The following is a 19,410-nucleotide window of genomic DNA, read 5'->3' as shown; positions in this document are numbered from 1 at the left end:
CGATGATGGCCCGCTCGGTGCACCCATCAGCCGGATCTTGAAGGCACACGGCCCCGAGTCGCCGGCGCGCCCGGGTCGGCTGGTGTGACGCCTGGCCGGTCGGCCAGCGCCACTGGTCGCACGTCGTCTTCTGGCGAATCGCCGCTCGTCAACTGCGGAGCGCCTTCATCAGGCGCCTGAACCAGGTGCGACGGTTCTGGCGCTCGCCTCAGGGCCGCGGCCGCGGCAACCCGATCACCGTGCCTTCGCGACGGTCGTCGGCGGCGCCGTAGACCAGCCCGCTGTTCGGCAACCGGCCCACGGCCTGCACGGAGCCCACGTCGCCGATGCTCACGCTGTAACCCAGCGCGCGCAGGCCGTCGGCCGTCTCGGCCGGGAAACGCGATTCGAGCGTGATCGACGGGTTGGCCGACGACACCGAGATGCGCCCGGCGTCGATGGCCTCCTGCAACCCCATGCCGTGGTCGACGAGGTTGATCGTCACGTTGACCACCGAGTTGATGATGGTGGCGCCGCCCGGTGAGCCGTAGGCCAGGATGGGCCGGCCCTGGGGGTCGAACAGCATCGTCGGCGTCATGCTGCTGCGCGGGCGCTTGAGCGGCTGCACGTCGTTGTAGCCGTCGGTGCCGGTGAAGGGGTTGGTGCTGGGCGTGGTGTTGAAGTCGGTCAGCTCGTTGTTGAGCAGGAAGCCGAAGTTGCGGAAGGTGCCGTCGGTCAGGGTGTAGCCCGCAAAGGTGCCGATGCCGTGCGACGACTCGATGGTGTTGGTGTAGGACACCACGTTGCCCCAGCGGTCGGCCACCGAGAAGTGCGTGGTGCCGTTGTCCGGGCCTGTCACCGGCAGCGCCACCGCCAGCGGCTTGCTGCGCTTGAAGCCCGGGATCTCGTAGGGCCGCGGGTCGTCGGCCACGGGGTTGGGATCGATGCGCTGCCCCGGCGTGATCAGGCCGCTGCGCAGGGCCAGGTAGTCGGGGTTGATCAGGCCCACGGTGGGCACGGGCACGAAGTCGGCGTCGGCCATCCAGATGGCGCGGTCGGCAAAGGCCAGGCGCATCGCGTCGGCCATGGTCTGCAGCGTCTTCACCGAGCCGAAGCCGAAGCCCTGCGACGCGTCGCCGAGCGGGAAGCGCTCGAGCATGCCCAGGATCTGCAGCACCGTCAGCGCACCGGAAGACGGTGGCGCCATGGCCTTGATGGTGTAGCCGCGGTAGCTGCCCTCGATGGGCGCGCGCCGCGCCGGCTGGTAGGCGGCCAGGTCGGCCAGCGTCATCGAGCCCGGTTTGCCGGGCTGTTCGACGCCATTGACGATGATCGTGCTGCGCGCCTGGCCCGCGACGATGCCCTCGGCGATGTCGCAGCCCTTGTCGGGCATGTAGTTGTAGAAACAGTCCGGGCCGTGGCGGGCGATGAGCTTGAGCGTGTTGGCCAGCGGCAGGTTGCGGATCAGCGTGCCCGGCGCCGGCGCCACGCCGCCGGGGCAGAAGAACTCGCGCGTCTCCGGCGAGTTCAAGGCGCGGTCGTTGCAGCTGACGTCCGAGTAGCGCTGGGTGGCGGCGAAGCCGTCCTCCGCCAGCGCGATGGCCGGGGCCAGCACGCGGCGCAACGGCAGGCGGCCATGTTCGGCCACGATCTGCGCCGTGCCGCGCACCATGCCCGGCACGCCCACGGCCACGCCCTTGCGCGACGCGCTGGAGACACCGGCGAACATGTCGCGTGTGGCGCCGGCGGGCGCCGTCTCGCGGGTGTCGATGCTGAAGGTCTCGCCGGTCTCGGCCAGGTGCACGAGCATGAAGCCGCCACCGCCGATGCCGGCCGACTGCGGTTCCACCACGTTGAGCGCATAGGCGATGGCCACCGCGGCGTCGATCGCGTTGCCGCCGCGCTGCAGGATCTGCGCGCCGGCCTCGGCACCGTAGGGGTTGGCCACGGCGACCACGCCGCGGCGGTACAGCGGTGTGTCCACCGGCGGGGCCTTCAGGCCGCGCTTGGCCTGGGCCTTCGCGGGCGCCGTGGCGCCGGGGCGTGCCGCATCGGCCAGGCTGGTGGCCGGTGCTGCCAGCATCAGCGCGGCCAGCACGGCCAGGGTCAGGCCGGCACGCGGCGGCATCGGGGCGGTGGATCTCGCCATCGGGGAACTCCTCGTGTTTGGGTTGGTTGCCCAGCATGCGCCGATGCGGCCGGCGCGGCACCCGGGCCGGCCCCAGGGCACACACCCCTAGGTCTCGGGATGGTGTTGCCGTTGATCCAGAGCAAGCGCACACCGCGGGCATGGCGCAGGGGGGTCATGCCGATGGCGCAGAATCACCGGTCGACCGCCGCCGATGGCGCACCTTTCCTGCCGCCCCTGCGGCAACCCACCTGCCCTGCCATGCCAGCCCTGCGCGGTGTCCTCACCAGCCTGATCCTCGGCCTCAACACCCTGATCGTCGCGCTCAGCCTGGTGGTCCCGTCGCTCGTCAAGCTGCTGGTGCCGCTGGCGCCGGTGCGCCGCGTGGCCGACCGCGTGCTGGCGGGCCTGGCCTCCGGCTGGGTGGCGGTCAACAACGCGTGGATCGCGGCCGTGGCCCCGCAGGCGCGCTGGGACGTGCAGGGCCTGGATGGCCTGGACCCGCGCGGCTGGTACCTCGTCACCAGCAACCACCAGACCTGGGTCGACATCCTGGTGCTGCAGCGCGTGTTCCACGGCCGCATCCCGTTCCTGAAGTTCTTCCTCAAGCGAGAGCTGATCTGGGTGCCGGTGATCGGCCTGGCCTGGTGGGCGCTGGACTTCCCGTTCATGAGCCGTGGCAAGGGCAAGGCGGCGCTGCAGAAGGACCTGGCCACCGCCCGCCTGGCCTGCGAGAAGTTCCGCCACGTGCCCACCTCGGTGATGAACTTCGTCGAGGGCACACGCGCCACGCCGGCCAAGATCGCGGCCGACAAGAGCCCCTACCGGCACCTGCTGCGGCCCAAGGTGGGCGGGCTGTCGGTGGCACTGGCCACCATGGGCGAGCAGTTCCAGGCCCTGCTCGACGTGACCGTGGTCTACCCGCGCGGCACCCCCAGTTTCTGGGACCTGCTCTGCGGCCGGCTCGACACCGTGGTCGTGCGCGTGCAGGCCCACGCGATCCCGGCCGAGCTGGTGGGCCTGGAGCAGGCCACCGGGCGCGCCCACGTTGTCAGGCTCGGCCGCTGGACCGAGCAGCTGTGGACGGCCAAGGACCAGCTGATCGACGACCTGCTGCGTGCCGGCTGAGCCGCGGCCATCGCATCGCCGGCAAACCACCGGCGCATCAGCGCCTCAATCGTCGAAGCGCGTGAACACCAGCGACGCGTTGGTGCCGCCGAAGCCGAAGCTGTTGGACATCACCGTGGTCAGCGGCGCGTCCAGCCGTTCGCGCAGCAGGGGCAGGCCCTCGGCGGCCGGGTCGGGCGTGTCGATGTTGGCCGAGGCGGCGGCGAAGCCCTGCTGCAGCATCAGCAGCGCGTAGATCGCCTCCTGCGCACCAGCCGCCCCCAGCGAATGGCCGGAGAGGGACTTGGTGGAACTGATGGCCGGCACCTTGGACAACGCCGGCACGGTGGCCTCGCCCGCGAGCGCGGCGCCGAAGACCTCGCGCACCGCGCCGAGTTCGGCCGCGTCGCCCACCGGCGTGGACGTGCCGTGGGCATTGATGTAGTCCACCGGCCGCTGCACCGTGGCCAGCGCCTGCTGCATGCAGCGCACCGCACCTTCGCCGGAGGGGGCCACCATGTCGTGGCCGTCGGACGTGGCGCCGAAGCCCACCAGCTCGGCCAGGATGGTGGCGCCACGCGCCTGCGCATGCTCAAGCGCCTCGAGCACCAGCATGCCGCCGCCACCGGCGATGACGAAGCCGTCGCGCGCGCTGTCGAAGGCACGCGAGGCCTGCTCCGGTCGGTCGTTGTAGCCGCTGGACATTGCGCCCATGGCGTCGAACAGCAGCGACAGCTCCCAGCTCTCCTCCTCGCCGCCACCGGCGAAGACCACGTCCTGCTGGCCCCAGGCGATCAGCTGCGCGGCGTGGCCGATGCAGTGCGCGCTGGTGGCGCAGGCGGAGCTGATCGAGTAGTTGACGCCCTTGATGCCGAAGCTGGTGGCCAGGCAGGCCGACACGGTGCTGCCCATGGTGCGCGTGACCATGAACGGGCCCACGCGCTTGATGCCCTTGGCGCGCAGCGTGTCCGCAGCCCAGACCTGGTTGAAGCTGGACGCACCGCCGCTGCCGGCCACCAGGCCGGTGCGCGGGTGCGAGATCTGCGCCTCGGTCAGGCCCGACTGCGCGATCGCCTGCTGCATCGACAGGTAGGCGTAGGCCGCGGCGTCGCCCATGAAGCGCAGCGTGCGGCGGTCGATGGCCGCCTCGAGCTCCAGCGCCGGGCGGCCGCTGACCTGGCAGCGCAGGCCGCGCTCGGCGTAGACGGGGTTGGCACGGATGCCAGAGCGGCCCTCGCGCAGGCTGGCGGCCACGTCGTCGACGGTGTTGCCCAGGCTCGAGACGATGCCCTGGCCGGTGATGACGACGCGGCGCATCAGAAGGCCTCGGTGGACGTGAACAGGCCCACCTTGAGGTCGGTGGCCTGGTAGATCTCGCGGTCGTCGGCCAGCACGCTGCCGTCGGCGATGCCCATCACCAGCTTGCGCTCGATGACGCGCTTGAGGTCCAGCCGGTAGGTGACCTTGGACACGCTGGGCAGCACCTGGCCGAAGAACTTGATCTCGCCGGCACCCAGCGCGCGGCCGCGGCCCGGGTTGCCGCGCCAGCCCAGCCAGAAGCCCACCAGCTGCCACAGCGCATCCAGGCCCAGGCAGCCGGGCATCACCGGGTCGGTCTCGAAGTGGCAGTCGAAGAACCAGAGGTCGGGCCGGATGTCGAGCTCGGCCACGATCTGTCCTTTGCCGTGCGCGCCGCCGGTGTCGTCGATCTGCACGATGCGGTCGAACATCAGCATGTTCGGCAGCGGCAGGCGGGCGTTGCCAGGCCCGAACAGTTCGCCATGGCCGCAGGCCAGCAGGTCGTCGCGGCCATAGGAGTGGCGACCCAGTTCTCGCTGGCTCGGGCGCGGGGTGGTGGACGTCATGGGCGGTCGCGGTTGGGGTCTGCAATCCAGCCGGTGGCCCCTGGGTTCCACCGGCGCGTGGCCCGACATTCTGCCTGCGCTGCCTGGGCCGGCGCTGACGGGGCCGCTTGAGCCAGCGCAACGGCCCGCAGATCTGCCGCCATGCCGTGGCCGGCATCGCGGGCTCCCCGGGGTGTCGCCGCGCACAATCGGGCGCTGCGACACCTGTCCCATGTCATTGATCGACCACTACGCCACCCTGCGCCAGGCCCACATCGGCCTGGTGGCGCTCAGTGGCGGCTGGTTCCTGCTCCGGGCCTCGGGCCGGCTGGCGGGGGCGCACTGGCCGCTGTCGCTGCCGGCGCGTGTGGCCAGCTGGGTGATCGACACCGGCCTGCTCACCGCCGGTGCCCTGCTGTGGGCCGCCCTGCAGGTCAACCCGCTGGTGCAGACCTGGCTGGGCGTGAAGCTGGTGCTGCTGGTGGCCTATGTGGGGCTGGGCACGATGGCGCTGCGCCGGGCGCGCACGCCGGCCGCGTGCGCCGGCTGGACGCTGGCCGCGCTGGGCTGCCTGGGCTTCATGGTGTCGGTGGCGGTGGCCCACCACCCGGCCGGGCTGCTGGCCACGGCGGGTTGAGGCGGCCAAGCCACATCCGCACGCCACCATGCCGGCTTTGACCGGCCGGGTTGCGCTGACGCAAAGCCTCACCGGCGCCCTGGCCCGAGCATCGCGGCCCATGTCGCGAACCCTGCCCCTGCACCTCCACGCGCCGGCCGCGCAGCCGGCCCTGTCACACACCCGACGCACTGCCCTGCCCTGGCGACCGGGGCGGCTGCTCTCCGCCCCGCACCGGCTGGCCTTTGCCGCCGGCACCGCCGTGCTGCTGCTGGTGGCCCTGTGGTGGGCCGGCACGCTGCTGGCGCGCGCGGCCGGGGTGGCCGTGCCGGCCGGTCTGCCATCGGGCACGCTGCACGCCCTGCTGATGGGCTTCGGCTTCATGCCGCTGTTCTTCACCGGCTTCCTGTTCACCGCCGGCCCGCGCTGGCTGGGCCTGCCGCCACCGGCGGTGCGCCACCTGCGCGGCCCGGTGCAGGCGCAGGCCGCCGGCGCGCTGGTGCTGGGCCTGGCCGGCTTTGCGCACGACCCGGCGCTGGCCCGGCTGCTGGCGGCCCTGGGCCTGGCGGCACTGGCGGCCGGCTGGGGGCGCGCCGTGCTGCACTTCACCCGCCTGCTGCTGCGCAGCGCGGCCACGGACAAGCTGCACGCCTCTGTCGTCACGGTCGCAGGGGCCTTCGGCGCCGTGCTGATGGTCGTGGCCGCCGGCAGCGTCGCCGCCGGCGACCTGGCCACCGTGCACGAGACCGTGCGCGTGGCGCTGTGGGCCTTCGCCGGCGTGGTCTACGCCGCGGTGGCGCACCGGATGATCCCGTTCTTCAGCGCCGCCGCGGTGCCGGCGCTGGACGCCTGGCGGCCGCAGTGGCTGCTCGCCAGCTTCGTGATGGTGCTCGGCTTCGAGGGCTTCGTGCACTGGGCGCCGGTGCCGCTGGCGCTGCAGGCCGCCATCGAGGCCGCCGCCGGCCTGGGCTGGACGCTGCTGGCGCTGCGCTGGGGCCTGCTGCACAGCCTGCGGAACCGCCTGCTGGCGATGCTGCACCTGGGCTTCGTGTGGCTGGGCGTGGCGATGGGGCTGGCGGCGGTGTCGCATGGCCTGCAGGCCGCCGGCCAGCCAGGGCTGGGCCTGGCGCCGCTGCACGCCTACACCATGGGTTTCCTGGGCAGCACGCTGGTGGCCATGGTCACCCGCGTCAGCGCCGGCCACAGCGGGCGTGCGCTGGCGGTCGACACCGGCGCATGGGTGCTCTTCTGGGTGCTGCAGGCCGCTGTGATCGGGCGCATCATGAGCGACATCGCCCAGCTGCCACTGCTGACCTGGGCGGCCGTGACCTGGGCTGCAGCGCTGCTGCCCTGGGGCCTGCGCCACCTGGCTTGGTACGGCCGCCCCCGGGTCGACGGCCGGCCGGGCTGAAGGAGCCGTCATGACCACCACCCGCACCCCATCCGCCTCGCGCACGCTGCCGGCGCAGCCCATCAGCGCCGAGGTGCTGCTGGAGAAATACGCCAAGGGCGACGAAGCCCAGGCCGACGACGTGCGCCGCCGCGTGGCGCGTGCGCTCGCAGCGGTCGAGGCCCCGGAGCACCGCGCCCACTGGGAGGCCCGATTCCTGGACGCGCAGCAGCGCGGCTTCGTGCCGGCCGGGCGCATCGCGTCGGCCGCGGGCACCGACCTGGCCGCGACGCTGATCAACTGCTTCGTGCAGCCGGTGGGCGACAGCATCACCGAGGACGAGGACGGTTTCCCCGGCATCTACACCGCGCTGGCCCAGGCCGCCGAGACCATGCGCCGCGGTGGCGGCGTGGGTTACGACTTCAGCCGCATCCGCCCGGCCGGCGCCGCGGTGGCCAGCACCGCCAGCAGCGCCAGCGGCCCCGTGAGCTACATGCGCGTGTTCGACCGCAGCTGCGAGACGGTGGAATCCGCCGGCGCGCGGCGTGGCGCGCAGATGGGTGTGCTGCGCTGCGACCACCCGGACATCGAGGCCTTCATCCACGCCAAGGACGAAGGCGATCTGAGGAACTTCAACGTCTCGGTCGGCGTCACCGATGCCTTCATGCAGGCGGTGGTGGACGGCACCGAGGTCGAGCTGGTGCACCGGGCCGAGCCCGGCACCAAGCTCAAGGCCGCCGGTGCCCACCAGCGCGACGACGGCCTGTGGGTCTACCGCCGCGTGCCGGCGCGCGACCTGTGGGACCAGATCATGCGGTCCACCTACGACCACGCCGAACCCGGCGTGCTGTTCCTGGACCGCATCAACGCCGACAACAACCTGGGGTACTGCGAGACCATCGCCGCCACCAACCCCTGCGTCACTGCAGACACCTGGGTGATGACCGCCGATGGCCCGCGCCAGGTGGCCGATCTGATCGGCCGGCCCTTCGAGGCCGTGGTCGACGGTCGCCCGCACGCCACCGAGTCGGCCGGCTTCTTCGCCACCGGCCACAAGCCAGTCCTGCGACTGCGCACCCGGGAGGGTCACGAACTGCGGCTGACCCACGACCACCCGGTGCGTCGCGTGACGAAGCAGACCCGCTACCTGCAGCACGCCGACTGGTGCGCCGCCGGCGCGTTGCAGCCTGGCGATGCCGTGGTGCTGAACGACCACCGAGCGATGCTGGGCTGGCCCGGGGTGGGCTGTGCCGACGAGGGCTACCTGCTCGGCCTGCTGATCGGCGACGGTCACCTGGGGGCACGCAAGGCCGTGCTGTCGGTCTGGGCACCAGAGCTGCGCGCGGCAGGGGCCGACACGAACGCCATCGTGTCTGGCGCGGGCGGCGTGATGCGGGCCGTGTCCGACGCCATCGCACGGCTGCCGCACCGTGCGGACTTCCGCGGCTGGCAGCGCCCGGTGGCCGGGCGTGGCGAGTGCCGGCTCTCCTCGGCGCCGTTGCGCGACCTGGCTCTTGGGATGGGTATGGCGCCGGGCCACAAGACCATCACGCCCCGCATGGAGTCGGCTGGCTCCGATTTCTGCCGTGGCCTGCTGCGAGGGCTGTTCGACGCCGACGGCTCGGTGCAGGGCACGCAGGCCAAGGGGGTGAGCGTGCGCCTGACGCAGGCCGACGCGGCGCTGTTGCAGACGGTGCAGCGGTTGCTGCTGCGCCTGGGCATCGCCGCCAAGGTCTACCGCGGCCGGCGCGCCGCCGGCCCGCAGGCCCTGCCCGATGGCCGCGGCGGCCAGCGCCTGTACCCGCAGGCCGAGCTCAGCGAGCTGGTGATCGCTGGCGAGAACCTGCCGCGCTTTGCCGACCTCGTCGGCTTTGCCGACGAGGCCAAGGCAGCGCGCCTGGCGCAGGCCGTGTCGGCCTACCGCCGCACGCCCAACCGCGAGCGCTTCACGGCCACCGTGCTGTCGGTCGAGCCGGACGGCGCGGCCGAGGTCTACGACGTGACCGTCGCTGACGTCCATGCCTTCGACGCCAACGGCCTGCTGGTGCACAACTGTGCAGAACAACCGCTGCCGCCCCACGGCTGCTGCTGCCTGGGCAGCGTCGACCTCACCCGCTTCGTGCGCGACCCGTTCGAGGCCACGGCGCGCTTAGACGAGGCGGCCTTCGCCGAGGTCTGCGCGGTGGCCGTGCGCATGCTGGACAACGTGCTCGACGTGACCGTCTGGCCGCTGCCGGCACAGCAGGCCGAGGCGGCGTCCAAGCGCCGCGTCGGCCTGGGCTTCACCGGCCTGGGTGACGCGCTGGTGATGCTGGGCCTGCGCTACGACACCAATCCGGCGCGCGACGCCGCGCGCCACATCTCGACCGTGATGCGCGACGCCGCCTACGCTGCCAGCAGCGACCTGGCCGCCGAACGCGGCGCCTTCCCGCTGTTCAACCGCGACCTCTACCTCAGCGGCGGCCGCTTCGCCAGCCGCCTGCCGGCGGCGCTGAAGGAGAAGATCCGCACCCAAGGGATCCGCAATTCGCACCTGCTGTCCATCGCACCCACCGGCACCATCAGCCTGGCCTTTGCCGACAACGCCAGCAACGGCATCGAGCCCGCCTTCAGCTGGACCTACACGCGCAAGAAGCGCATGCCGGACGGCACCACCAAGGCCTACGCGGTGGAAGACCACGCGTGGCGGCTGTACCGCCACCTGAAGGGCGACGAGGCACCGCTGACCGAGGCCTTCGTCACCGCGCTGGAGATGAGCGCGCAGGCCCACGCGTCGATGGTGGCCGCGGTGGCACCGCTGGTGGACACGTCGATCAGCAAGACCGTCAACGTGCCGGCAGACTACCCCTATGCCGACTTCCGCGACCTCTACCTGCAGGCCTGGAAGTCGGGCCTCAAGGGCCTGGCCACCTACCGGCCCAACAGCGTGCTGGGCTCGGTGCTGAGCACGACGCCGGCGGCGCCGACGCCGGCGCTGCAGGTGCCCGATGGCCAGCACCCAGACCAGCGGCTGCGGCTGGACAAGCTGCCCGCCCCGGTGCTGGCCAGCCTGCGCTGGCCGGGCCGCCCCGAGCTGCCGGCCGGCAACCCGGCCTGGAGCTACATGATCCAGCACCCGTTCGGCGACTTCGCGCTCTTCGTGGGCGAACTGCCGGACGATGCCGAGGGTCGATCGCGCGTGTTCGAGGTCTGGGTCAACGGCGCCGAGCAGCCGCGCGGCCTGGGCGCGCTGGCCAAGGCGCTGTCCATGGACCTGCGCAGCAACGACGCCGCCTGGCTCAGGCTCAAGCTCGACGCGCTGGCCACGGTGGCCGAGGAGCGCGCCTTCGAGATGCCGTTCCCGCCCGACGGCACCAAGCGCCTGTTCCCCGGCGTGGTGGCCGCCACCGCGGCGGTGCTGCGCTGGCGCTGCGAACAGCGCGGTGCCCTCGTCGAAGGCGCCGCGACGCCAGTGCTCGACGCCATGTTCAGCCGCGACGAACCGCGCACCGGCACGTCCGGCACGCTGGCCTGGGCGGTGGACGTGGACAACCCGGCCACCGGCGAGCGCTTCACGCTCACGCTCAAGGAGGTGGCGCTGGTGGCCCCCGACGGCAGCACCGTCACCCGCCCCTGCGCGATGGGCCTGGCGGGCAACTACCCGCGGGCGCTGGACGGCCTGGCGCGCGTGCTGTCGCTGGACATGCGCGTGATCGACCCGGCCTGGATCGGCATGAAGCTGCGCAAGCTGCTGAACTACGCCGAGCCGCTGGGCCACTTCATGGCCTTCGTGCCCGGGCTGCCCAATGGCGAGCGCCGCCAGCAGGTCTGGCCCAGCACCGTGGCCTACCTCGCGCGCCTGATCATCCACCGCTACGCGATGCTGGGCGTGCTGGACGAGGCCGGCTACCCGCTGCGCGAGATGGGCGTGCTGGCCACGCCCGACGCCGCCGCGGCAGCCACGCCCGGTGCCACCGTGGTGCCGCAGGCCGGCAAGCCCTGCCCCGAATGCGGCAATGCCACCATGATCCACAAGGACGGCTGCGACTTCTGCACCGCCTGCGGCTACGTGGGGCATTGCGGCTGACGCTGCAGGCTTCGGCGCACTGACACGGGCGCGGCACTCGCATGGCCGGATGCCGGCACCGCGAACGCTCGGCCATACTCCTCGACCGGGACCGGACAGGGAGTACGGCGCATGATGGTGTGGGTGGCCTGGCTGGCAGCGGCGCTGGTGTTCGCGTCGTTCTTCATGAAGACCATCGTGCCGCTGCGCACGATGGCCATCGCCAGCAACCTGGCGTTCATCGCCTACGCGCTGCTGGGCTGGGGCCAGGGCGTGTTCGACAAGGTGCTGCCCATCCTGGTGCTGCACGGCGCCCTGCTGCCGCTGAACCTGTGGCGGCTGCACGAGGTGCGGCGCGCGATCCGTGCCGTGCGCGGGATGCAGCAGGCCGGGCCCGACGCCGACTTCCTGACGCCCTACATGCAGCCGCTGCGCGTGCCCGCCGGCGAGGTGCTGTTCCGCCTCGGCGAGCCGGCCGACAAGGTGTATGTGCTGCGCTCGGGCCGCCTGCGCATCCTGGAGTTCGACCGCACGATCGCCGAGGGCGAACTGTTCGGCGAAGTGGGCGTGTTCCGCGAGGCAGCGCAGCGCACCGGCACCGCCGTGTGCGACACCGACTGCGAGCTGATGTGGGTGCCGGCGGCCAAGCTGCTGGAGCTGTTCTACCAGGATCAGCGTTTCGCGTTCCTGATCGCGCGGCGGCTGTCGCGCTATGCCTGACCGCACCCTGGGTCCGGCCGGCGGCGCCTTCAGCGTCGTCAGCGCCTGAACTGCACCTCGGCCGGGGCGCCGCGCCGCAGCAGTTGTCGCCCCTGCCCGGCCGGGCCGGCCACACGCACCTCCAGCCGCTTCATCGTCGCGAAGCGGTCGAAGAGCTTCAGCGGCAGGCGGTCCAGCCGGTCCGGCGCCGTGCAGCGGAAGCGCCAGGTGGCCTCCAGGTCGGCGTGCTCGCCGGCGTGGTCGTGCGGCTTGGTGTTGGCCGCTTCGGGCTGGAGCACCGGCGCCTCGATGGCCTGGTCCTGCAGCGTGCAGCCGGCCGCCGCCGGCACCAGGAACAGCTGGGGCGGGTCGACCAGGGTGCGCAATGCACGCTCGGCCGCCTGGCGCTGCGCCGCGGTCCGGGGCTTGTGCTCGAACCCGACGATGCTGTCCAGAGGGGACGTCAGCGTGAGCTGCAGTTCGGCACCGTCGAGCACCACCTCCAATTGGGCCTGCCCGTGCACGTGGGCATGGCCCTGCGCCATCGCAGGCACGGTCGCCACGGTCATGAGCGCGACCACGCCGGCCCGCAAGGTTCCACTGGTCATGTTCATCGGGCCTCCACGGCGCGCAGCAGCGCCTGCGTGTTGTGGTCCATCATCGCCTCGTAGCTGGCAGCCGGGCCGCCGGGGGCCGACAGGGCATCGGCGTACAGGGTGCCGCCGATGACGGCACCGGTCTCGCGTGCGATGCGCTCGATCAGGCGCGGGTCGCCGGCGCGTTCGAGGAACAGCGCTCTCGTGCCGCTGGTCTTGACCTGGCGCACCAGTGCGGCCACCGCGCGCGGCGTGGGCTCGGTGGCCGACGAGATACCCTGCGCCGACAGGAAGCGCACGCCGTAGGCGGCGCCGTAGTAGCCGAACGCCTCGTGCGTGGTGATGACCACACGCCGGTCCAGCGGCACCGCGGCCCAGGCGGCGACGATGCGCGCGTGCAGCGCCTGCAGGCGCTTCGTGGCGGCCTCGGCGCGTGCGCGGTGACCGGCGCAGTGGGCGGCATCGGCGGCACACAGGCCGTCGGCGATGCGGGCCACGTAGTGGATGGCGTGGCGCACGTCCTGCCAGGCGTGCGGGTCCACGTCGTGGGCATGGCCGTGGCCGTGGTCGCCGGCCGCGGCGCGCGGTGTCAGGCCCGCGCTCACGACCACGTGGTTTCCACGGAAGGCGGCGGCGCGCAGGAACCGGTCCATCCAGCCTTCGAAACCCAGGCCGTTGGAGAACAGCACGACGGCACCGGCCACGCGCCGCGCCATCGACGGCGTGGGCTGCACGGCGTGCGCGTCGCTGTCGGGGCCGACCAGCAGGCTGACCTGCACACGGTCGCCGCCGACCTGCTGCACCAAGTCGCCCAGGATGCTGAAGCTCGCGACCACGGGCAGCGGCGCGTCGCCCGCACGAGCCCAGGGACCGCACAGGCCCAGGAGGAGGGCCAGCAGAAGAAGACGAAGGCGTATGGTCATCGTTCGGACAGGGCCGTGGTTCAGGCGCGCAGGTGGCGCACCGGCAGCAGACGTTCGCGCAGCACGCCGCGCGGCGCGGCCAGCAGCGACGCCCCCAGCAACGCCCCCAGCGCGAGCACGATGGTCGGGCCGGTGGGCAGGTCCAGCCGCCACGACAGCCACAGGCCGGCCACGCTGCCGAGGGCGCCGAAGGCGCTGGACAGCGCCAGCATCTGCCGCAGTTCGCGCACCCAGAAGCGGGCCGCCGCCGCCGGCAGGATCATCAGACCCACGGCCAGCAAGGTGCCCAGGGCCTGGAAGCCGGCCACGAGGTTGAGCACCATCAGGGCCAGGAAGCCGTGGTGGGCCACCGGGCTGAGGCGGCTGACCGAACGCAGGAAGCCGGGGTCCAGGCACTCCAGCACCAGCGGCCGGTAGAGCAGCAGCAGCACGGCCACGGTGACGGCCGCGACACCCCAGAGGAACTGCACCGCAGTGCCGTCGAGCGCCAGCACGCTGCCGAAGAGCACGTGCAGCAGGTCCACGCTGCGGCCCTGCGACGAGATGATGACCACCCCCACCGCCAGCGACAGCAGGTAGAACGCCGCCAGCGCCGTATCCTCGCGCAGCACCGTGGTGCGCGTGACCACGCCCGACAGGGCCACCACCAGCAGGCCGGCAGCGAGGCCACCCAGCGTCATCGCGCCCAGCGACAGGCCGGCCACCAGGTAGCCCAGCGCAGCGCCGGGCAGGATGGCGTGCGCCATCGCGTCGCCGGTCAGGCTCATGCGGCGCAGCATCAGGAACACACCCACCGGTGGTGCGCTGAGTGACAGCGCCAGCAGCCCGGCCAGCGCGTACTGCATGAAGGCGAACTCGGCGAACGGGCCGAGCCACTGCATCAGCGGCGTGTGCAACGGTGCGTCCATGTGGTCGCGGTCCGGTCAGTGGCGGTGGCCATGGTCATGGCCGTGACCGTGGTCGTGCCGGTGCGCCGTGGCGTGCACGGGCGGCTCGGTCGTGGCCTCGGGCGCGTCGCAGGCGGCCGCGTGGTCGTCGAAGGCCTCGACCATGCCGCGCGTGCGCGCCAGGTTCGCCGGTGTCAGCACCGTTGCCGTGGGCCCGCAGGCCACCGCCTCGCGCGCCAGCAGCAAGGTCTGCGGGAAGGCGCGGCGCACCAGGGCCAGGTCGTGCAGCACGGCCAGCACGGTGCGCCCCTGGGCGTGCCAGACCTGCACCAGCGCCATCAGCGTGTCCACCGTGGCCTCGTCCACCGCCGCGAAGGGCTCGTCGAGCAGGATCAGCCGCGCGTCCTGCAGCATCAGGCGGGCGAACAGCAGGCGCTGGAACTGGCCACCGGAGAGCGTGTCCAGCGTACGCTGCCCGAAGCCCTGAAGGCCCACGGCCTCCAGCGCGTGCACGACGCGGTCATGGTGATCGCGCGTCAGGCGCCGCCAGGGGCCGAGTTCCGACCACAGGCCCATGGCCACGACGTCGGCCACGCGTACCGGGAAGCTGCGGTCGACCTCGGCATGCTGCGGCAGGTAGGCCAGGCGCGCCAGTGACGGCGTGCGCTCGATGCGGCCCGACATCGGCCGCAGCAGGCCGGCAATGCCCTTGAGCAGGGTGCTCTTGCCCGCGCCATTGGGACCGACGACGGCCAGCAACGCGCCGTCTTCGACCGCCAGGCCGAGATGGTGCACGGCCGGATGACGGTCGTAGCCGAGGGTCAGGTCATGCAGGCGCAGCACGGTCGGGGTGTGCCCGCGGACAGCGCGGGCATTGCTCTTGAGACCGCATTATCAGTCATTCGACCGGCACAATGCAGGGCATGGAACGATCGACCCGTCAGCGCACGGCCATCCGCGACGCCCTGGACGCCGCGCAGCGCCCGCTGCTGCCGCAGGAAGTGCTGTCTGCCGCGCAGGCGCAGGTGCCTGGCCTGGGCATCGCCACGGTCTACCGCAACCTGAAGGCGCTGCTGGACGAGGGCGTGATCCAGCTGGTGGCGCTGCCGGGCGAGAACCCACGCTACGAGACAGTGGGCCACGGGCACCACCATCACTTCCAGTGCACCGCCTGCGATCGCGTGTTCGACGTGCACGCCTGCCCGGGCGATCTGTCCCGCCTGGCGCCGGCGGGCTTCACGGTGGAAGACCACGAGCTCACGCTCTACGGCCGCTGCCGCGACTGCCAGCCGGCGCCGCGCACGCGCCAACGCGCCAACGCGACCCGTCCGGGTTGAACGAGGGCCGACAGCGCCGCTGCGCGACGCCGCAGCGATCCACACCAAACGAGGCGAGCAACAGGCGGTTGGTTCGCCACCGTCCCGCCGAGATGAACGGCACGGCCGCAGGCCGTGTCCGTTCGAGCGAGGCGAATTGAGACGGCGCGCGCAGCGCGTCCGGCTCAATAGGTCTTGTACGGCAGGAACTTGCCGCTCATCGTGATCGACACGCGGTCACCCTTCGGGTCGGCCTCGCGCTGCAGGTCCATGCGGAAGTCGATGGCGCTCATGATGCCGTCGCCGAACTCCTCGTGGATCAGTTCCTTGAACGTGGTGCCGTACACGTTCACCAGCTCGTAGAAGCGGTAGATCAGCGGATCGGTAGGCACGCTGGTGGGCAGGCTGCCCTTGTACGGCACCACCTTCAGCCACTGCGTCTCGGCTTCCGTGAGGTCGAAGATCTTCGCCAGCGTGGCGGCCTGAGCGTCGTCGAACTGCATCTGCCCCAGGCAGCCGGCCGTGACCCACTCCTTGCTCAGGCCGACGGCCTTGGCGACATCGGCCCACTTCAGGCCCTTGGCCACCTTGGTGGCGACGATCTTCTCGGTGACGTCCATGCGGCTCATGCGATTCTCCTCAGGGGAACGGGTTGAACGGGGGTGGGGTTGGGCTCGGGCTCGTCGAGCCCGGGCGTGACTTCGGGCGGCACGGCCGGCGCGCGGCCATGCGACAGGTCCTGCGAGCGCGCGACCAGGAAGTCGACCAGGTGGTTGCGGATGCGGTAGTACTGAGGGTCCTTGTGCAGCGTGGTGCGGGTGCGGTCGCGTGGCATCGTGTTCTTCACGATCTCGGCCACACGCGCCTGCGGGCCATTGCTCATCAGCAGGATGCGGTCGGCCAGCAGGATGGCCTCGTCCACGTCGTGCGTGATCATGAACACCGTCTGCCGGGTCTCGGCGCAGATCTTCAGTAGCTCGTCCTGGATGGTGCCGCGCGTGAGCGCATCCAGCGCGCCGAAGGGCTCGTCGAGCAGCAGCATCTTGGGCTGAATGGCAAAGGCACGCGCGATGCCCACGCGCTGCTTCATGCCGCCGGAGAGCTGGGCCGGCTTCTTGTCGATGGCAGAGGCCAGACCGACCATCTCCACGTACTTGAGCACCTGCGCGTCGACCTGCGCTGCACTCCAGTCGGGCCACTTGCTGCGCACCGCAAAGGCGATGTTGCGGCGCACGCTGAGCCAGGGCATCAGCGCATGGCCCTGGAACACGACACCGCGCTCCAGGCTGGGGCCGGCCACCTCGCGGCCGTCCATGAACACGTAGCCCTCGCTGGCCTTTTCCAGCCCGGCCAGCACGTTGAGGATGGTGGTCTTGCCGCAGCCGCTGTGGCCGATGATGCAGACGAACTCGCCCCGCTCGATGCCGAAGTTCACGCTGTCGAAGACCGGCTCGGTGGCGCCGGGGTAGCGCTTGGCCAGGCCTTCGACGGTGAGGAAGGTGCGCGCGCTTTCAGTCGACATAGGTCACCATCTTCTGCAGCCGCGAGAACATCAGGTCCAGCGCCATGCCGACCACGCCGATGACCAGGATCGCGAAGATCACATTCGGCAGGCTGAGGTTGTTCCACTCGTTCCACACGAAGTAGCCGATGCCCGTGCCGCCGACCAGCATCTCCGCGGCCACGATCACCAGCCAGGCGATGCTCATGCTGATGCGCATGCCCGTCAGGATGGTGGGCGCCGCGGCAGGCAGGATGACCTCGAAGGCGCGGCGCAGCGGCGACACCTCCAGCGTGCGCGCCACGTTCAGGAACTCGCGCCGCACGCCGGCCACCCCAAACGCGGTGTTGATCAGCATCGGCCACACCGAGCAGATGAAGATCACGAAGATGCCGGAGATGTTGCTGTCCTTGATCGTGTACAGCGCCAGCGGCATCCAGGCCAGCGGCGAGATCGGCTTGAGCACCTGGATGAACGGGTCCAGCGCGCGGTAGATCAGCGGGCTCATGCCGATGACGAAGCCCAGCGGGATGGCCACCGCCGCGGCGATCAGGTAACCCAGCGCCACGCGGCCCAGTGAGTAGCCCAGCTGCAGGCCGATGCCCTTGTCGTTGGGCCCGTTGTCGTAGAACGGTGCCGACAGGTGGGTGACGATGGCGCTGCCCATCTGCGCCGGCGTCGGGAAGCCGGACTTGGCGGCGTCACCGCCACCGCCGCCGGTGGGGTCCTTGCCCAGCAGCTTGGCGTACTCGATCTCCTCGGGCGTCATCTGCACCGCCGGCGCGGCCGCCGGGCCGCCGGTGGTGGCCAGCTGCCAGGCCACCAGCAGCACGCCCAGCAGCAGCACCGACAGCAGGCCCGAGCGCAGCCCGGGGTGTTGCGTCCAGTTCATCGCGCGCTCCGGCGTGCGTCAGGCCGCGCGCGAGACCGCGAAGCCCTTGAGGTAGTCCTCGGGCTTGGCCGGGTCGAAGACCTTGCCCATGATGGTGAACTTCGGGTAGGCGCCCTCGGGCGGCGTCATGCCCAGGTCCTTCATGGTCTTCTTCGCGTCGGTCAGCAGGAACACCTGCTCGGCGATCTGCTTGTAGTTGACGTCGCCCTTGACGTAGCCCCAGCGCTTCATCTGCGTGAGCATCCACACCGCCATGCTCTGCCAGGGGATGGGGTCGAAGTCGGCGCGGTTGGGCACGTTCTGCACCTTGCCCAGGCCGTCGGCGAAGCGGCCCGTCAGCACCTGCGCCACCACGGTCTCCGGCTGGTTCAGGTAGGCGGCCGGCGAGATGACCTTGGCGATGAGTTCGCGGTTCTCGGCCTTGCGCGCCATCGCCGCGGCCTGCAGCACGGCGCGGTACAGCGCGGCGAAGGTGTTGGGGTTCTTCTGGATGAACTCGGTGCTGGTGCCGAAGGCGCAGCAGGGGTGGCCATCCCAGAGGTCCTTGGTCAGCAGGTGCAGGAACCCCACCTCCTCGAACACCGCGCGCTGGTTGAACGGATCGGGGCCGAGGTAGCCGTCGATGTTGCCGGCGCGCAGGTTGGCCACCATCTCCGGCGGCGGCACGACGCGGATCTGGATGTCGCGGTCCGGGTCGAGGCCGAACTCCGCCACGTAGTAGCGCAGCAGGAAGTTGTGCATCGAATACTCGAACGGCACCGCGAACTTGAAGCCCTTCCACTGCTTCGGGTCGCGCTTGTCCTTGTGCTTGTTGGCCAGCGTGATGGCCTGGCCGTTGGTGTTCTGGATCGTCGCCACGTTCATCGGCACCGGGTTGGAACCGGCGCCCATGCTCATGGCCAGCGGCATCGGGCTCAGGAAGTGCGTGGCGTCGTACTCCTTGTTGAGCATCTTGTCGCGGATCAGCGCCCAGCCGGCGGTCTTGACCACCTGCACGCTCAGGCCCTGCTTCTCGTAGAAGCCCAGCGGGTGGGCCATGATCAGCGGCGTGGCGCAGGTGATGGGGATGAAGCCGACCTTGAGGTCCTTCTTCTCCAGCGCACCCTTCTCCTGGGCCATGGCCTGCAGGCTGGCCATGGGCAGCACGCTGCCGATGGCGGCCATGGCCGTCCTGCGGCCGACGGCGCGCAGGAAGCTGCGGCGCATGGCGTCCTGCGGGAACAGCGCCTTCATCAGCGAGGCTTGCACGAACTCGTTGGAGTACGTCTCGAAGTCGGCCGTCTCGCTGCGCGCGCGCAGCGTGGCGGCGGCGTGTTCGGCCTCGGAGCCGTGGCGGCCGCAGCTGCAGCCCAGGCGGAGCGGGCGGTCGGCGTCGAAGGGGTCGAAGTAGTCGCTGGTCTTGTCGCTCATGTCGGGCTTCCTTCCAGGGTTCGGCGGTTGAATGCAGTCTGCTCTGCACGGGCCGCTTGCAACATCGATGCCGCCGC

Annotated in this window: 17 protein-coding genes; 6 read left to right on the top strand and 11 right to left on the bottom strand. The window is 71.4% G+C overall.

The window, feature by feature from the left end:
* Nucleotides 1-208 precede the first annotated feature (208 nt).
* Nucleotides 209-2,128 carry a gamma-glutamyltransferase gene (ggt, locus tag ENE75_RS14455; protein WP_233259087.1) on the bottom strand — a complete coding sequence of 640 codons (1,920 nt, stop codon included), beginning with the start codon at nucleotides 2,126-2,128 and terminating at the stop codon, nucleotides 209-211.
* A gap of 240 nt (nucleotides 2,129-2,368) precedes the next feature.
* Between ggt and yihG the strand changes: the two genes are divergently transcribed.
* Nucleotides 2,369-3,235 (top strand): 1-acylglycerol-3-phosphate O-acyltransferase, YihG family, encoded by an 867-nt coding sequence (gene yihG / locus ENE75_RS14450; protein WP_128199018.1) that lies wholly within the window; start codon nucleotides 2,369-2,371, stop codon nucleotides 3,233-3,235.
* 45 nt (nucleotides 3,236-3,280) lie between these two features.
* Here the strand turns inward: yihG and fabB are convergent, their stop codons facing one another.
* Together fabB and fabA are read right to left on the bottom strand one after the other, a co-directional pair.
* Nucleotides 3,281-4,531, bottom strand: coding sequence for a beta-ketoacyl-ACP synthase I (fabB, locus tag ENE75_RS14445; RefSeq protein WP_128199017.1), 1,251 nt, complete (start codon nucleotides 4,529-4,531; stop codon nucleotides 3,281-3,283).
* Nucleotides 4,531-5,079 (bottom strand): 3-hydroxyacyl-[acyl-carrier-protein] dehydratase FabA, encoded by a 549-nt coding sequence (gene fabA, locus ENE75_RS14440; protein WP_128199016.1) that lies wholly within the window; start codon nucleotides 5,077-5,079, stop codon nucleotides 4,531-4,533. The genes fabB and fabA overlap by 1 nt, the downstream gene beginning before the upstream one ends.
* Before the next feature lie 211 nt (nucleotides 5,080-5,290).
* Here fabA and ENE75_RS14435 point away from each other — a divergent pair, with 211 nt between their 5' ends.
* The 4 genes from ENE75_RS14435 (at nucleotide 5,291) to ENE75_RS14420 (ending at nucleotide 11,829) form a co-directional block, all read left to right on the top strand.
* Complete coding sequence (locus ENE75_RS14435; protein WP_128199015.1) at nucleotides 5,291-5,695, top strand: SirB2 family protein; 405 nt, start codon at nucleotides 5,291-5,293, stop codon at nucleotides 5,693-5,695.
* 100 nt (nucleotides 5,696-5,795) lie between these two features.
* On the top strand, nucleotides 5,796-7,085 hold the full coding sequence (locus ENE75_RS14430) for an NnrS family protein (protein WP_158288952.1): 1,290 nt from the start codon (nucleotides 5,796-5,798) through the stop codon (nucleotides 7,083-7,085).
* Between the two features lie 10 nt (nucleotides 7,086-7,095).
* Nucleotides 7,096-11,130 (top strand): ribonucleotide reductase barrel domain-containing protein, encoded by a 4,035-nt coding sequence (locus ENE75_RS14425; protein ID WP_128199013.1) that lies wholly within the window; start codon nucleotides 7,096-7,098, stop codon nucleotides 11,128-11,130.
* A 111-nt stretch (nucleotides 11,131-11,241) separates the two neighbouring features.
* Nucleotides 11,242-11,829: a Crp/Fnr family transcriptional regulator gene (locus ENE75_RS14420; RefSeq protein WP_128199012.1), complete on the top strand. Its 588-nt coding sequence runs from the start codon at nucleotides 11,242-11,244 to the stop codon at nucleotides 11,827-11,829.
* A gap of 38 nt (nucleotides 11,830-11,867) precedes the next feature.
* Here ENE75_RS14420 and ENE75_RS14415 read toward each other — a convergent pair whose 3' ends face one another.
* From ENE75_RS14415 to aztA, 4 genes are read right to left on the bottom strand one after another with little or no spacing between them, the layout of a single operon-like run.
* Nucleotides 11,868-12,422: a DUF2796 domain-containing protein gene (locus ENE75_RS14415; RefSeq protein WP_128199011.1), complete on the bottom strand. Its 555-nt coding sequence runs from the start codon at nucleotides 12,420-12,422 to the stop codon at nucleotides 11,868-11,870.
* Nucleotides 12,419-13,327 (bottom strand): metal ABC transporter solute-binding protein, Zn/Mn family, encoded by a 909-nt coding sequence (locus tag ENE75_RS14410; RefSeq protein ID WP_128199010.1) that lies wholly within the window; start codon nucleotides 13,325-13,327, stop codon nucleotides 12,419-12,421. The genes ENE75_RS14415 and ENE75_RS14410 overlap by 4 nt, the downstream gene beginning before the upstream one ends.
* A gap of 20 nt (nucleotides 13,328-13,347) precedes the next feature.
* Complete coding sequence (locus tag ENE75_RS14405) at nucleotides 13,348-14,235, bottom strand: metal ABC transporter permease (RefSeq protein ID WP_128199009.1); 888 nt, start codon at nucleotides 14,233-14,235, stop codon at nucleotides 13,348-13,350.
* Between the two features lie 15 nt (nucleotides 14,236-14,250).
* A complete protein-coding gene (gene aztA, locus ENE75_RS14400) occupies nucleotides 14,251-15,057 on the bottom strand; it encodes a zinc ABC transporter ATP-binding protein AztA (protein WP_128199008.1) in 807 nt (268 codons plus the stop codon).
* 80 nt (nucleotides 15,058-15,137) lie between these two features.
* Between aztA and ENE75_RS14395 the strand changes: the two genes are divergently transcribed.
* Complete coding sequence (locus ENE75_RS14395; protein WP_128199007.1) at nucleotides 15,138-15,551, top strand: Fur family transcriptional regulator; 414 nt, start codon at nucleotides 15,138-15,140, stop codon at nucleotides 15,549-15,551.
* A 164-nt stretch (nucleotides 15,552-15,715) separates the two neighbouring features.
* On the opposite strand, the gene cynS is transcribed toward ENE75_RS14395, so the two are convergent.
* From cynS to ENE75_RS14375, 4 genes are read right to left on the bottom strand one after another with little or no spacing between them, the layout of a single operon-like run.
* Nucleotides 15,716-16,159, bottom strand: a complete 444-nt coding sequence (gene cynS, locus ENE75_RS14390; protein WP_128199006.1) for a cyanase — start codon at nucleotides 16,157-16,159, stop codon at nucleotides 15,716-15,718.
* Nucleotides 16,156-17,052, bottom strand: coding sequence for an ABC transporter ATP-binding protein (locus tag ENE75_RS14385; RefSeq protein WP_128199005.1), 897 nt, complete (start codon nucleotides 17,050-17,052; stop codon nucleotides 16,156-16,158). The genes cynS and ENE75_RS14385 overlap by 4 nt, the downstream gene beginning before the upstream one ends.
* On the bottom strand, nucleotides 17,042-17,923 hold the full coding sequence (gene ntrB, locus ENE75_RS14380) for a nitrate ABC transporter permease (RefSeq protein ID WP_128199004.1): 882 nt from the start codon (nucleotides 17,921-17,923) through the stop codon (nucleotides 17,042-17,044). The genes ENE75_RS14385 and ntrB overlap by 11 nt, the downstream gene beginning before the upstream one ends.
* Nucleotides 17,924-17,941: 18 nt before the next feature.
* On the bottom strand, nucleotides 17,942-19,333 hold the full coding sequence (locus ENE75_RS14375) for a CmpA/NrtA family ABC transporter substrate-binding protein (protein ID WP_128199003.1): 1,392 nt from the start codon (nucleotides 19,331-19,333) through the stop codon (nucleotides 17,942-17,944).
* Nucleotides 19,334-19,410 lie beyond the last annotated feature (77 nt).

Origin of the sequence: Rubrivivax albus, assembly GCF_004016515.1 — a bacterium.
Taxonomy (GTDB): domain Bacteria; phylum Pseudomonadota; class Gammaproteobacteria; order Burkholderiales; family Burkholderiaceae_C; genus Rubrivivax; species Rubrivivax albus.
This window is presented reverse-complemented; position numbering and strand designations above follow the sequence as displayed.